Origin of the sequence: Kitasatospora sp. NPDC059088 (genome assembly GCF_042738155.1) — a bacterium.
In the GTDB taxonomy this organism is placed as follows: domain Bacteria; phylum Actinomycetota; class Actinomycetes; order Streptomycetales; family Streptomycetaceae; genus Kitasatospora.
This window is the reverse complement of record NZ_JBHYGR010000011.1, coordinates 1544-15751: the sequence shown is the minus strand read 5'-3', so window position 1 is coordinate 15751 and position 14208 is coordinate 1544. Positions and strand designations below refer to the sequence as shown.

Genomic DNA, 14208 nt, shown 5'->3' with positions numbered 1-14208 from the left:
CGGTCGCGGGAGCGGGGGTGCTCCGTGGCGGGGGGGGCCCCCCCGCCCTTTCGCTGCAGCTACTCGCCCGCTCGCCTCCGGGGCGCTCGGATCCGGTGCCGACGGTCGTCGCTCCGATGCCCCTCGTTCCTCGGGGCCTCCTCGCTCCTCCCTTTCGACACCGGCGCGCCCCTTCGGCTCGGGGCGGGTGCTCGCCCGCCGCTACGGCAGGGCCAGCATCCGGTCCAGTGCGGCCTTGGCGTACTTCTCGGTCTCCGGGTCCACCGTGATCACGTTCGGCACCCGGCCCTCGACCAGCGACTCCAGCGCCCAGACCAGGTGCGGCAGGTCGATCCGGTTCATGGTCGAGCAGAAGCAGACCGCGCGGTCCAGGAAGACGACCTCCTTGTCCGGGTGCGCCTTGGCCAGGCGGCGGACCAGGTTCAGCTCGGTGCCGATGGCCCACTTGGAGCCGGGCTCGGCCGCGTCCAGGGCCTTGATGATGTACTCGGTCGAGCCCACCATGTCGGCGGCGTCGACCACCTCGTGCTTGCACTCGGGGTGCACCAGGACGGTCACGCCGGGGATCCGCTCGCGGACGTCGTTCACCGAGTCCAGGCTGAACCGGCCGTGCACCGAGCAGTGGCCGCGCCAGAGGATCATCTTGGCGTTGCGCAGCTGCTCGGTGGTCAGGCCGCCGTTGGGCTTGTGCGGGTTGTACAGGACGCAGTCGTCCAGCGACATGCCCAGGTCCCGCACCGCGGTGTTGCGGCCGAGGTGCTGGTCGGGCAGGAAGAGCACCTTCTGGCCCTGTTCGAAGGCCCACTCCAGCGCCCGCTGGGCGTTGGAGGAGGTGCAGATGGTGCCGCCGTGCTTGCCGGTGAAGGCCTTGATGTCGGCGGAGGAGTTCATGTACGAGACCGGGACGGTCACGTCGGCTATGCCGGCGTCGGTCAGGACGTCCCAGCACTCGGCGACCTGCTCGGCGGTGGCCATGTCGGCCATCGAGCAGCCGGCCGCGAGGTCCGGCAGCACGACCTGCTGGCGGTCGCCGGTGAGGATGTCGGCGGACTCGGCCATGAAGTGCACGCCGCAGAAGACGATGTACTCGGCCTCCGGGCGGGCCGCGGCGTCGCGGGCGAGCTTGAAGGAGTCGCCGGTGACGTCGGCGAACTCGATCACCTCGTCGCGCTGGTAGTGGTGGCCGAGGATGAAGACGCGGTCTCCCAGTGCGGCCTTGGCCGCCCGGGCGCGCTCGACGAGGTTCGGGTCCGAGGCCGGCGGGAGGTCGCCGGGGCACTCGACGCCGCGCTCGCTGTTCGGGTCGGCCTCTCGGCCGAGCAGCAGCAGAGCGAGCGGCGTCGGAGTGGGGTCGACGCCGTGGGTCTCGGTGATGGTGGTGGTCACGGGCGGGTGCCCTTCTGTGCGGCCGAACGAGCGGTGGGGCCTTTTCGTCTATCTGACACTATCTATTCTAACCGGTTAGCGTCAGAGTGACGATGGCCATCCTGTCGATGTGACGAGAACCGCTCGCCGGATCGGATGCTTCCTGCCGTGGCCGAATCGATATTTCGAAGCCCCGGGCACGGCTGGGCCATGAACACGAAGACGTCCCGGGGGCGGCCCGCGATGAAGGGCCTCCGGTCGACGGCGGGCACGGCGATCGACGCCCGCCGGGTGGACCGATGGCCTTCTCCCGGTCATCCGCGCGCGATGAACTCGTTCAGGTCATCCGCCAGAATGGGTGGCGAACCGTTTCGGCAGTGGCGCCGGCGGGTGCGACCGCACCGCCCGCCGCCCGGGACGCTCCCCCCGCCCCCACCGCACGACCCGTGGAGCCCCGCACCGATGACCAGCAGCCGAGCGCACGAGGTGATCGGGGCGGACCTGGACGAGACCGACCGGCAGCTCCTCGCCCGCCTCGGCAGCGACGGCCGGGCGTCCTACGCCGAGATCGGTCTCCAGGTGAACCTCTCCGCCACCGCCGTGCGCCGCCGGATCGACCGGCTCCGGGCGCGCGGCGTGGTGCGGGGCTTCACCGTGGTGCTCGACCCGGCCGTGCTCGGCTGGCAGACCGAGGCCTTCGTCGAGGTCTACTGCCGCGAGCGGACCGCCCCCGAGGAGATCCTCGCCAGCCTGCGCCAGTTCCCCGAGGTGGTCGCCGCCTGGACGGTCACCGGCGACCCGGACGCCCTGGTGCACCTGCGGGCCGCCGACATGCGCCATCTGGAGGCCGTCATCGAGCGCATCCGGCGCGAGCCCGGCGTGCAGCGCAGCCGCTCCTCGGTGGTCCTCTCCCAGCTGATCGGCTGATCTCCCGGCCCGGCGCCCGGGGTACGCAGGAAATCTGCGCGGACCTGCCCGAAGACGCCCGAAAGCTGCCTGACCAGCCGCGTTCCGACGCGCGGGGAAGCGCTTCCGCTGCCTACGCTGATCACGTCCGGTCAGCGCGGTGAGGCGTCCCGCCGACCGGATCCCCCCGACACCCACAGCCGAGAGGGACAGCCGTGTCCGCAGCACCCGACCGCATGCACCGGCCCGACAACGAACTGGTCGACCTGGTTTTCGACTACATGCGGGAGCGGCTGCAGTACGACCCCGTCCCGCTCGACCACCCCGGTGACGGCGAGCACCTGCGCACCCAGCTGGCCGGCCTGCTCAACCAGGACGGCAACAACCCGGCCGACGTGCTCAAGCTGTACGACCACGAGCTGTCCCGCGCGGTCATCTCCGCCGACAGCCCCCGCTACCTGTCCTTCATCCCGTGCGCCCCGACCAAGGCCGCGCTGCTGTTCGACATGGTCGTCTCCTGCGCCTCGCTGCAGGGCATCTCCTGGCTGGAGGCGGCGGGCGCCATCGCCGCCGAGAACCAGGTGCTGCGCCTGATCGCCGACCGGGCCGGGATGCCCGCCTCGGCCGGCGGCTGCTTCGTCTCCGGCGGCTCCGCGGGCAACCTGTCCGCCCTGGTGGTCGCCCGTGACACCGCCCGCCGCAGGCTCGGCGTCGGTCCGGAGGCCCGGCTGCGGATAGCCGTCGCCGACCAGGTGCACTCCTCGGTCAAGAACACCTTCAACATCATCGGCGTCGAGGCCTTCAAGGTCCCGACCGTGAACCGGCGCTTCACCGGCGAGGCGCTGCGCGCCGCCCTGGCCGCCGACCCGAACCCGGAGACGGTGATCGCCGTCGTCGGCACCGCCGGCACCACCAACGAGGGCATCGTCGACGACCTGGCCGGCCTGGCCGAGGTCGCCCGCGAGCGCGACCTGTGGTTCCACGTGGACGGCGCCTACGGCGGCGCCGGCCTGTTCGCCCCGTCGGTGCGCGAGCGCTACAACGGCATCGAGCACGCCGACTCCTTCGTGGTCGACCCGCACAAGTGGCTGTTCGCCCCCTTCGACTGCGCCGCGCTGATCTACCGCAACCCGCAGCTCGCCCGCGCCGTGCACACCCAGGACGCCTCCTACCTGGACGTCCTGCACACCGACGGCGACGAGTGGAACCCCACCGATTACGCCTACCACCTGACCCGGCGCGCCCGCGGCCTGCCGCTCTGGTTCTCGCTGGCCGTCCACGGCGTCCAGGCGTACACCGACGCCATCGAGACCGGCCTCCAGCTGGCGCGGGACACCGCCCAGCTGATCCGCGATGCCGAGCACCTGGAGCTGCTGTTCGACCCGCAGCTCTCCGCGGTCTGCTTCAAGCGCAAGGGCTGGACCAACGACGACTACTACCGCTGGTCGCAGCAGCTGCTGGCGGACCAGATCGGCTTCGTCACCCCGACCGGCTGGGACGGCGAGACGGTCGCCCGCTTCGCCTTCCTGCACCCGGGCACCACCATGGAGATGGTCCGGGAGATCCTGGACACCATGGCCTGATCCGGGCCCCGTCCTCCCGTTCGTCCGTACGGCCCCACCGGCCCGGCCGGGGGGGGCCGGCGCCGCCCCCCCCCGGGGACCGGCTGCGCCCACCACCTGCCGGTCCCGGGTCGCGCTACAGCGCGCGGCGCGCGGCGGCGATCCCGTCGGGATCCCAGCCGGGCCGGGGGACGGACTCCAGCAGCAGCGCCGTGTAGGCGTGCTGCGGGTCGTCGAGGACCTGGGCGGTCGGTCCGGCCTCGACGATCCTTCCGTTCCGCATCACCACGACCTCGTCGGTGACGCAGCGGACCACGCCGAGGTCGTGGGTGATGAAGAGGTAGCCGATGCCGGTCTCCTCGCGGATGTCGGCGAGCAGGTTGAGCACCTGTGCCTGGACGGACACGTCCAGGGCGGCGACCGCCTCGTCCAGTACCAGGACGGCCGGCCGCACGGCCAGCGCCCGGGCGATGGCGACGCGTTGGCGCTGGCCCCCGGAGAGCTGGCGGGGCAGCGCTTCGGCGGCCCTGGTGCCGAGCCCGACCTGGTCGAGGAGTTCCTTGATCCGGGCCTGGTGGTCGGTCTCCGGGAAGTGCAGCCGCAGGGTCTCCCGGAGCACGGCCTCGACGCTGGTGCGCGGGTCCAGCGAGAGGTACGGGTCCTGGAAGACCATCTGCACCTCGCGGGCGCGGGCCAGCCGCTCGGCCCTGCCCCGGGCACGGCCGGTCCGCGGCCGGCCGTGGACGGTGACCCGCCCCTCGTCGGCCTGTTCGAGGCCGACGATGATCCGCGCGGTGGTGGTCTTTCCGGAGCCGGACTCGCCGACGATGCCGAGCGAGGCGCCGGCGTCGAGGGTGAAGGAGACGTCGTCCACCGCCCGGACGCTGCCGAAGGTCCGGTGCAGTCCGGTGACCTGGAGTACGGGCTCAGGCATCGGCGCGGCTCCCTTCGAGCGGGCCGTCCCCGGCCGGGGTGTCCCCGAACGGGCCGTCCCCGAGCGGGTGGTGGCAGGCGACGAGGTGCTCCTCCGGAGTGGAAGCCTCCCCGGCCAGCTCGGGGGTCTGCTCCCGGCACACCTCGGTGGCGAAGGAGCACCGGGCGGCGAACGCGCAGCCGTTCAACTCCTGCCGCAGGTCGGGCGGTTGGCCGTCGATGGCGGCGAGCCGGCCGGCCGGGGCGTCCAGTCGGGGGGTGGAGGCGAGCAGGGCGGCCGTGTAGGGGTGGCGGGGCCGGGCGAAGAGTTCGGCGGCGGGGCCGGTCTCGGCGATCCGTCCGGCGTACATGACGTAGACCCGGTCGCTGATCGCGGCGGCGAGGCCGAGGTCGTGGGTGACGAACAGCAGCCCGGTGCCGAAGCGTTCGCGCAGCCGGCCGAGCAGGGCGACCACCTCGGCCTGGCTGGTGACGTCGAGCGCCGTGGTGGGCTCGTCGGCGAGCAGCAGGATCGGGTCGCCCATCAGGGCGGCGGCGATCATCACGCGCTGGAGCATGCCGCCGGACAGCTGCCCGGGGTAGCGGCTCAGCAGTTCCGGGCCGAGGCCGACGGCGTCGAGGAGTTCGACGGCCCGCCGGTCGGCGTCGGCGGCGCTCATGGCGCCGGTGAGGCGCACGCTCTCGGTGAGGAAGTCGCCGATCCGGCGCAGCGGGTTGATGGCGGCCCGGGGGTCCTGGAAGATCATCGCGGCCTGGCCGGTGCGCAGGGCGCGCAGCCGGGCGGGCGCCATGGTCAGGACGTCCTCGCCGTCGACCAGGACGGTGCCCTCCGGTGCGGCGCCGGACGGCAGCAGGCCGAGGGCGGTGCGGGAGGTGAGGGTCTTGCCGGAGCCGGACTCGCCGACCAGGGCGACGGTCTCGCCGGGGGCGACGGTGAGGTCGACCCCGTCGAGGACGGGCCGGGCGGTGCCGGGCAGTTGGAGCCGGAGGCCCTGGATGTCGAGGGCGTTCACCTTTGATCTCCTAGGATGCCCTGGCCATCAGGCCGGGGAGGAATAGGTCTTTGGCTCGGAGCCGCGAAGCGGCGGAATGGTCTTCGGATGTTCTGGCATGAGCCGTTGTCAGTGCGTGTCGGTAGGTTGCTCTCGTGCACCTCAGGTACTCCTATCGCGTCTACCCGACGGCAGGTCAGCGCGCTGCGCTGGCCAAGACGTTCGGGTGTGCCCGGGTGGTGTACAACGACGGTCTCGCGGCGCGAAAGGAAGCCCGGAAAACCGGGCGGCCATACCCGAAGGCCACGGATCTGCAGAAGTCCGTGATCACTGCGGCGAAGAAGACCCCCGAACGCGCGTGGCTCGCCTCGGTGGGTGTGGATCCGCTGATCCAGTCCCTGCGGGATCTGGACACGGCGTACCGGAACTTCTTCGACTCGGTGTCCGGAAAGCGCGACGGTCGGCCGGTTGGTCTGCCCCGGTTCAAGTCGAAGCGTGATGCCCGGCAGTCGCTTCGGTTCACGCGCAACGGGTTCCGCATCCGTTCCAACGGGAAGCTGAATCTGGCGAAGATCGGCGATGTGCGGGTGAAGTGGTCGCGGGCGCTGCCCGCTGACCCGTCGTCGGTGACGGTCGTGCTGGACGCGGCCGGGCGGTATCACGCCAGCTTCGTCGTGGACGTGGAGCTCGAGCACTTGCCCGAGGTCGATGCCGAGGTGGGCATCGACCTCGGGCTGACCACCTACGCCGTCCTCTCCGACGGCAGCGTGATCGACAACCCCCGCTTCCTCCGCAAGGCGGAGAAGAAACTCAAGGCCGCGCAGCGGGAGCTGTCCCGCAAGGCCAAGGGCAGCAGGAACCGGTCCAAGGCCCGCCGCAAGGTAGCCAGGGCGCACGCCAAGGTTGCCGACACCCGCAAGGACTGGCTGCACCAACAGACCACCAAGTTGATCCGCGAGAACCAAGCGGTGTACCTGGAGGACCTGAACGTGCGCGGCCTCGCCCGAGGCCGACTCGCCAAGTCCGTCCACGACGCCGGATGGGCCACCTTCCGGCGCCTGCTCGAAGAGAAAGCAGCCCGGTACGGACGTGTCATCGGGATCGTGCCCCGCGCGTTCCCGTCCTCCCAGCTCTGTTCGGCGTGCGGGCACCGCGACGGACCCAAACCCCTGCGGGTGAGGGAGTGGGCGTGTGGTGCATGTGGTGTGCTGCATGACCGTGACCTCAACGCTGCTCGAAATATCCTGGCCGCCGGGCAGGCGGACAGGCTAAACGCCCCTGGAGGGCCGGTGAGACCCGGTGTGGCGATCCCACGCCGGGCACGGCCCGTTGAACGGGGAACCCACCTCGGCGACCTGCGGACCACGGGCATCCGTGCCACAGGCGCGGGAGGAATCCCCACCCGATAAGGGCAGGGAGGATGTCAAGGGGTCCTTCCAGTGGTGCGGTGGTCGTTCATGCGGACCTCCGGGCGACCCGGTCGGCCCAGCGCTCGCCGACCACGTTGAAGGCGACGACGGTGAGCACGATCAAGGCGCAGGGCAGGATCGCGGAGAGCGGGTAGCCGTGCTGGATCGCGGTCTGGCCGTCGAAGACCATCCGGCCCCAGTCGGGGGTGAGGGCGGGGACGCCGAGGCCGAGGAAGGACAGGCCGGCGAGGTCCATCAGGGCGTAGCCGAAGTTGACGGCGGACTGGGCGAGGACGACCGGCGCGATGTTGGGCAGGACGTGCCGCAGGCAGATCTGCAGGGCGGAGTGGCCCTGGACCTGGTAGGCGGAGACGTACGGCCGGGTCCGTTCGGCCAGTACCAGGGAGCGGGTGAGCCGGGAGACGTAGGGCAGGTAGGCGATCGCCAGGGCGACGACGGGGGCGAGCAGGCCCTCGCCGTAGACCGAGACGATCAGGATGGCGAGCAGCATGCCGGGGAAGGCGAAGACCAGTTCGGTGCTGCGGGAGAGGACTGAGTCGAGCCAGCCGCCGCGCCAGCCGGCCGCGAGGCCGACGGCGATGCCGGCGACGGTGGAGAAGACGACCACGCCGAGCGGGCCGAGCAGCGAGGTGCGGGCGCCGATCAGCAGCCGGGAGAGGGTGTCGCGCCCGGCCGTGTCGACGCCGAGCAGGTGGTCGGGCGAGGGCCCGGCCAGGGCGTTGCCCAGGTCGACGGCGTTCGGGTCGTACGGCGACAGCAGGGGGGCGAGCAGGGCGGCGAGCACCACCAGTACGGCGAAGCCGAGGCAGGCCAGGTAGAGCGGGGCGCGGGCGGCCTTGATCCGGCCGAGGCCGGGCCGGCGGGTGAGGCCCGACCGTTCGGTGAGACCGGCACTCATGCGTCGGACCTCCTGGAGCCGAGGGTGACCCGGGGGTCGACCAGTGGGTGGAGCAGGTCGACGACCAGGTTCACCGTCATGAACAGGGCGACGATGATCAGCGAGATGGCCTGGACGGTCGGGAAGTCCTTGGTGGTGGTGGACAGTTCGAGGAGCTGGCCGATGCCGCCGATGCTGAACGCGGACTCCACCAGGATGGTGCAGACCAGCAGGGTGGAGACGATCAGGCCGCCGGTGGTCAGCACGGTGCCCAGCGAGTTGCGGAACACGTGGCGGCGGATCACCTCGCGCTCGGGGACGCCGCGGCTGCGGGCCACGGTGACGTGCTCGCCCTCCAGGGCCTCCAGCATGGCGGCGCGGGTGACCCGGGCGAGCATGCCGATGAGGTAGAGCGCGAGGGCGAGCGCCGGCAGGGTGAGGTGCCAGAGCATGTCGCCGAGGCCGTCGCCGACGCCGCCGACCGGGAACCAGCCGAGCTTGACCGCGAAGAGGCCCTGGAGCAGCACGGCGGCGACGAAGGACGGCGTGCCGAGGGCGATCGTGGTGGTGACCAGGATGGTGGAGTCGGTGGCGCCGCCGCGCACCGCCCCGAGCCGGCCGAGGGCCAGGCCGATGACGACCACGATCACCAGGGCCATGCCGACCAGCAGCAGGGTGGCGGGGAGCCGGTCGGCGAGCAGCTTGGACACGTCGGTGCGGTAGGTGATGGAGCGGCCGAAGTCGCCCTGGAGCACCTGGCCGAGCCAGCGGAAGTACCGCACCAGGAAGGGGTCGTCGAGGTGGTACTGCTCGTTGATCGCCTGGAGGGCGGCCGGCGAGGCCGACCGTCCCGACAGGAGGAAGCTCGCGGGGCTGCCCGGCGCCAGGTACATGGCCCCGAAGACCACGAACGAGGCACCGAGCAGGGTCACCGCCATCTCGACCAGCCGCCGGGCGGCGAATCGGAGGAAGCTCACCGTGCGGCCCCCACATCGGCGGCCCACGGGTAGTACATGTACGAGATGGTGGTCGGGGCGCCGGTGATCCGCTTGTTGAGGAACACGGCGGTGGGCCACTCGGCGACCGGGATCCACAGCAGCTGCTGGGAGGCGGCCTGCTGGAGCTTGGCCTCGATCGCGCCGCGCTTGGCCGGGTCGTACTCGGCGGTGGCCTGGTCGATCAGGTCGTCGTAGGCCTTGTCGCTGTAGCCGGCGAAGTTCTGGTAGGCGCCGGTGCGGAAGTTGACGAGCAGGTCGAGCGGGTCGGTGATGGAGTCGTAGTACGTCTCCGGGAACATGTCGATGCCCTCGCGCGCCTTGGCGTCGGTGAACAGCGCGGTGAAGGCGTTCGGGGCGATCGTCTTGAGCTGGATGTCGAGGCCGATCTTCGTCCCGGCGGCCTGGACGGCGGTGGCGAGCAGGGAGACGTCCTGGCCGATGGTGCTGGTGGCCATGACGAGCGTCTTGCCGCTCGCGCCGGCCTCCTTGACCAGGGCCTTGGCCTTGTCGATGTCCTGGGTGGTGGGGGTGAGGCCGTCGAAGGCGCTCTTGCGGACGTCGTCGGGGGCGGAGGCCCAGGCGGCCCTGGTGGTGAGGGAGCCGGTGACCGTGCCGGAGCCGGCCAGGCCGGTCTTGACGAAGCCGGAGCGGTCCAGGGCCAGCGACAGCGCCTGGCGCACCCGGACGTCGCCGAGCGCGCCCTGCATGTTGGTGACGTTGACGTTGACGGTGCTCAGGCCCTCGCCGAAGTAGAGGGTGCCCGGGCCGCTCTTCTTGAGGCGGTCGTAGCTCTCGGTGGGGATGAGGTAGCCGCCGTCGACGTCGCCGGTCAGCATCGCGTTGGTGCGGGCCGAGGAGTCGGTGAGGAAGCTGAACACGACCTTCTTCGACTTGGCCTTGGTGCCCCAGTAGTCGTCGAAGCGCTGGAGTTCGAGCGACTGGCCCTTGGCCCAGGTGCCGAGCTTGAAGGGGCCGGTGCAGTCGAGGCTGCCGGCGGTGCCGTAGTCCTTGCCCGCGGCCTCGATGCCGGCCTTGGCGGCGACGACGCCGGCGGCGGTGGCCATGTACTGCGGGAACTGGGAGTCGGCCTGCTTGAGCTTGACGGTGACCTGGAGCGGGCCGGTCTTGGTGATGGAGTCGACGTTCTGGAAGGTCTGGGCCCAGGCCGCCGCGTTGTTGGGGTCGGTCTGCCGGCCGAGGCTGTACACGACGTCGTCGGCGGTCATCACCGTGCCGTCGTGGAAGTGCACCCCCGAGCGCAGGTCGTAGACCCAGGTGGTCGGGTCCGGGTTGGTGGCCTTCTCGGCCAGGCCGGGAGCCAGGGTGAGCTGGGGGGTCCAGCGCATCAGGCTCTCGCACACGTTGGAGAGGATCGTGTTCTGCGGGTAGTCGAAGGCCTGGATGTAGTCGAGGGTCGGCGGCTCGGCGTAGGTGGCCCAGGTGAAGGAGTCGATCTCGCCCTTGGCGGGCGGGGTGGAGGCGGAGAGCTGGAAGCCGGCCTGGCCGGAGTCCCCGCCGCGCGGGGGGCCGGAGCAGGCGGCGACCATGGTCGCGGCCGAGAGCAGGGCGGTGGCGAGGGCGAGCCGGCCGCGCTTGGTGGCGCCTCTCGCGGGTGCGAGCGTCATGAGGGTGGTCTTCCGATCGGTGCGGAACGGGAGGTGCGGAGCGGTACGGGGTGCGGGCCGTACCGGTCCGCGGGGGACGCGCCGGTGGGGCGGTCGCGTCCGTGGGCCGGACGGGGGCCGGATGGGGGCCGGCCCGGGCGGCCGGGGGTCAGGCCCGGGCGGCCGGGATCTGCTGGGTGATGCAGTGGACGCCGCCGCCGCCGTAGGCGATCACCCGGGCGCGCACGCCGACCACCTTGCGGTCGGGGTAGGCCGCGGCGAGGACGGCGAGCGCGCCCGCGTCCTCGGGGTGGTCGGCGACCGGGACGACGACGCCGCCGTTGGCCAGGTAGAAGTTGAGGTAGCCGACCTCGACCCGGTTGCCGTCGACCTCGACGAAGGCGGCCTGCGGGACGTCGACGATCTCGAAGGGCCGGCCCTGGGCGTCGGTGGAGTGCTCCAGCACGGTGCGGTTGGCGCGCATCCGCACGTAGTCCGGGTGCTCGGGGTCGGCGGGCAGCTGCACGACGACCTTGCCGGGGGCGACGAAGGCGCAGACGCCGTCGACGTGGCCGTCGGTCTCGGTGTCCAGCGCGCCGCCGTAGGGCAGCCAGATCACCTTGGTGACGCCGAGGCGGGCCTTGAGCTCGTCCTCGATCTCCTCCCGGCTCAGGTCCGGGTTGCGGTTGGGGTGGAGCAGGCACTGCTCGGTGGTGATCAGGGTGCCCTCGCCGTCGACGGTGATGGCGCCGCCTTCGAGGATCATCTCGGAGCGGACGGCGGGGACGCCCAGGTGGTCCAGCAGCAGGGCGCTGATCCGGTCGTCGGTGTCCCAGGGGTGGTGCTTGCGGCCCCAGGCGTTGAAGCGGAAGTCGACGCCGGCCCGCCGGCCCTCGCCGTCCAGCACGAAGATCGGCGCGCTGTCGCGGAACCAGGAGTCGTCCAGCGGGAGTTCGACGACGGTGGTGCCCTCGCCGCAGAGCTCGCGCGCCTCGTCGCCGTGGCCGGGCGGCGCCACCATGGTGACCGGCTCGAACTCGGCGATGGCGCGGGCGACCGTCGCGTACTCGCGCTTCACCTCGTCCAGGGTGTCGCCCCAGAGGTCCGGCCGTACGGGCCAGGCCATCAGGCAGCCCTCGTGCTCGGTCCACTCGGCGGGCATTCGGAACGTCACGGGTTTCCTCTTCCGTTCGGAACTGGTGCGGTGCTGTGGTGCGGGCTCGGCGCCGGGGCCCGGCGGGATCCGCCGGGCAGGCCGCGGGGCCGAGGCCTCGGCGGCCCGCCGCCGTGGGGTACCGGGCGGGCCGCCGAGGGGTTGGAGGGCCTAGACCGCCGGTACGGCGGGCTGGGACTGGGTGGCGCAGTGGATGCCGCCACCGCCGGAGGCGATGTTGTCGATGTTGATCTGGACGACGTCGCGGCCGGGGAACTCGGCCTGGAGGATGGTGTAGGCCAGGCCGTCGGCGTAGCCGTCGCCGAACTGGGGCACGAACACCGACCCGTTGGCGACGTAGAAGTTGGTGTAGCTGGACAGGAAGTCCTTGCCGCGGCCGCGGATCAGGGTGCGGTCCGGGCCGGGCAGTTCCACCACGGTCAGGGCGCGGCCCTGGGCGTCGGTCGCGCTCTGCAGGACCTGCTTGGCCTGCTGGTAGACGTCGATCCAGACCTGGTCGGTGCCGGGGCCGGGCTTGTCGAGGACGACCCGGCCCGCGGAGGTGAAGCGGGCCAGGCAGTCGATGTGGTCGTCGGTGATGTCCTGGCCGGCCAGACCGGCCAGCCAGATCACCTTGTCCAGGCCGAGACTGGTCTTCAAGGCCTGTTCGACCTGGTCCTGGGTCATGCCCGGGTTGCGGTTCGGGTTGACCAGCGAGCTGACGGTGGCCAGCAGGGTGCCCTGGCCGTCCGTCTCCAGGGCGCCGCCCTCGCCGGTGAAGGAGGCGCTGACGCGGCTGACGCCGTACTCGGCGAGCAGGCTCGCCGCGACCGCGGCGTCCTCGGCGAAGGGCTGGTAGTAGGGGGTACCGGTCTTGCCCCAGCCGTTGAAGTGGGTGTCGACCCCGGCGACGGTGCCGGGCGCGACCGTGAAGGTCGGGCCGAAGTCGCGGATCCACAGGTCGTCGTTGGGGATCTCGACGACGGAGATGCCGTAGGTGCTGCCGGGGCCGCACCAGTACCGGGCGCTCGCGGCCTGGGCGGGGCGCGCGACCAGGACGACCGGCTCGTAGCGGGAGATCTCGTAGGCGACCCGGGCGATGTCGTCGCGGACCGCGGAGAGCTTGTTGCCCCAGATCGAGGAGAGGGCGGGCCAGGCCATGAAGGTGCGGTCGTGCCGGTCGCTCTCGGCCGGCATCCGCAGCCGCGGGGTGGCGGTGGCCGATCCCGTGGCCGATTCCGTCGCCGTGGCCGTGGCCGCCTGGGCGTCGTCGGCCCGGGCGGCGGCCGGGAAGGCCGCGGTGAGGGCGGCCAGCGGCACGGCGGCCGCGCCGAAGCGGAGCAGGCTTCTTCTTGAGGGGGTGGGGGTGTTCAAGAAACGCTCCCTGCATGAGGTGGGAGGTGTGGGGGTTGCCCCGCATCCTTCACCGCACTGAAAATTCAGTCAAGCCCCTGGGGGACAGTTACCTTTCGGTCACCTTCGGAACACCCCGGCCGACCCCGGACCACCGGTCTACACCAGGGCAGTGCGGCGCGCTGACCAGGGAGCCGGTCTCGGGGAGCCCTCGGAAGGGAGTCCTGAAATTTTCGTCAGGATTGTGTAACGAGCCGGCCCGAATCCCGGTAGAGTGACCGCTCATGTCGGACCGTCGGACAGCGATACTCGAAGCCGCCACCCGCGTCATCGCCCGACGCGGCATCCGCGGACTGCGCATGGGCGAGCTCGCGGCCGAGGCCGGGGTGTCCACCGCACTGATCTACTACCACTTCACCGACCGGGCCGGCACCCTGCGCCGGACGCTGGAGTTCATCAGCGACCGCGCCGACCACTACACCGCCGACCAGGAGCCCGCCGCCCGGGCCGAGGACCCGCGCACCGACCTGGAACGGGTCCTGCTGCGCGAACTCCAGGACACCGCCGAGGTCCGCGAGAACAGCACCGCCTGGGGTGAACTGCGGGCCACCGCCGTCTTCGAACCCGACCTGCGCGAGGAACTCGCCCGCTCCACCCACACCTGGGTGCACGACGTGGCCGAACTCCTCGCCCGCGCCAACCCCACCGGCACCGCCCCCGCCCACGCGGCCGCCGCCGAACGGCTCACCGCCCTGACCGAGGGCCTCAGCGTGCGCTGGCTCAGCGGCTCGCTGAGCCTCGACCACGCCCGCCGACTGCTCCGCGGCGCCGTCGACACGGAGCTGGCCCGGCACTGAACCCCCGCGGGCGGCCGGGCCGACCGCGGCTTTTCAAGGTCGGGGACTAGCCCATCCGCTCGCGCAGCCGCGGGGGGGGGGGGGGCCGCGGGGGGGGGGGGGCGCCGCGCCGCCCGCCCGGGGGCGCGCGCGCGCCGCCCCCCCCCGCCCGCGCGCGGGCGGGCGGGGCGACGCCGGC

The 14208-nt window shown here is 72.0% G+C and carries 12 protein-coding genes; 4 read left to right on the top strand and 8 right to left on the bottom strand.

Annotation, left to right across the window (positions count from 1 at the left end):
- Positions 1-201 precede the first annotated feature (201 nt).
- Positions 202-1386: a quinolinate synthase NadA gene (nadA, locus tag ACFWXO_RS07560; RefSeq protein WP_380522738.1), complete on the bottom strand. Its 1185-nt coding sequence runs from the start codon at positions 1384-1386 to the stop codon at positions 202-204.
- A 441-nt stretch (positions 1387-1827) separates the two neighbouring features.
- Here nadA and ACFWXO_RS07555 point away from each other — a divergent pair, with 441 nt between their 5' ends.
- Both ACFWXO_RS07555 and ACFWXO_RS07550 read left to right on the top strand, forming a co-directional pair.
- Entirely contained in the window at positions 1828-2292 is a 465-nt protein-coding gene (locus tag ACFWXO_RS07555; protein ID WP_270147404.1) for an Lrp/AsnC family transcriptional regulator, read from the top strand.
- A gap of 194 nt (positions 2293-2486) precedes the next feature.
- Positions 2487-3854: a pyridoxal phosphate-dependent decarboxylase family protein gene (locus ACFWXO_RS07550; RefSeq protein WP_375892560.1), complete on the top strand. Its 1368-nt coding sequence runs from the start codon at positions 2487-2489 to the stop codon at positions 3852-3854.
- A gap of 115 nt (positions 3855-3969) precedes the next feature.
- On the opposite strand, the gene ACFWXO_RS07545 is transcribed toward ACFWXO_RS07550, so the two are convergent.
- On the bottom strand, positions 3970-4767 hold the full coding sequence (locus tag ACFWXO_RS07545; RefSeq protein WP_375893537.1) for an ABC transporter ATP-binding protein: 798 nt from the start codon (positions 4765-4767) through the stop codon (positions 3970-3972).
- Entirely contained in the window at positions 4760-5779 is a 1020-nt protein-coding gene (locus ACFWXO_RS07540) for an ABC transporter ATP-binding protein (protein ID WP_380522737.1), read from the bottom strand. Before ACFWXO_RS07540 ends, ACFWXO_RS07545 begins: the two co-directional genes overlap by 8 nt.
- Positions 5780-5913: 134 nt before the next feature.
- On the opposite strand from ACFWXO_RS07540, the gene ACFWXO_RS07535 reads away from it, so the two are divergent.
- Complete coding sequence (locus ACFWXO_RS07535; RefSeq protein WP_380522736.1) at positions 5914-7167, top strand: RNA-guided endonuclease InsQ/TnpB family protein; 1254 nt, start codon at positions 5914-5916, stop codon at positions 7165-7167.
- A 46-nt stretch (positions 7168-7213) separates the two neighbouring features.
- Here the strand turns inward: ACFWXO_RS07535 and ACFWXO_RS07530 are convergent, their stop codons facing one another.
- The 5 genes from ACFWXO_RS07530 to ACFWXO_RS07510 all read right to left on the bottom strand — a co-directional run bounded on the left by ACFWXO_RS07530 (position 7214) and on the right by ACFWXO_RS07510 (position 13194).
- Complete coding sequence (locus tag ACFWXO_RS07530; RefSeq protein WP_380522735.1) at positions 7214-8086, bottom strand: ABC transporter permease; 873 nt, start codon at positions 8084-8086, stop codon at positions 7214-7216.
- Positions 8083-9042: an ABC transporter permease gene (locus ACFWXO_RS07525; protein ID WP_380522734.1), complete on the bottom strand. Its 960-nt coding sequence runs from the start codon at positions 9040-9042 to the stop codon at positions 8083-8085. The genes ACFWXO_RS07530 and ACFWXO_RS07525 overlap by 4 nt, the downstream gene beginning before the upstream one ends.
- Positions 9039-10688 carry an ABC transporter substrate-binding protein gene (locus tag ACFWXO_RS07520; RefSeq protein ID WP_380522733.1) on the bottom strand — a complete coding sequence of 550 codons (1650 nt, stop codon included), beginning with the start codon at positions 10686-10688 and terminating at the stop codon, positions 9039-9041. Before ACFWXO_RS07520 ends, ACFWXO_RS07525 begins: the two co-directional genes overlap by 4 nt.
- A 148-nt stretch (positions 10689-10836) precedes the next feature.
- The gene (locus tag ACFWXO_RS07515; protein WP_375893527.1) at positions 10837-11841 is read right to left on the bottom strand and encodes an agmatine/peptidylarginine deiminase; all 1005 of its coding nucleotides are present in this window, start codon (positions 11839-11841) and stop codon (positions 10837-10839) included.
- Between the two features lie 150 nt (positions 11842-11991).
- Positions 11992-13194, bottom strand: a complete 1203-nt coding sequence (locus ACFWXO_RS07510; RefSeq protein WP_380522732.1) for an agmatine deiminase family protein — start codon at positions 13192-13194, stop codon at positions 11992-11994.
- Between the two features lie 263 nt (positions 13195-13457).
- Between ACFWXO_RS07510 and ACFWXO_RS07505 the strand changes: the two genes are divergently transcribed.
- Positions 13458-14030, top strand: a complete 573-nt coding sequence (locus ACFWXO_RS07505; protein WP_380522731.1) for a TetR/AcrR family transcriptional regulator — start codon at positions 13458-13460, stop codon at positions 14028-14030.
- The last annotated feature ends 178 nt before the right edge of the window (positions 14031-14208 follow it).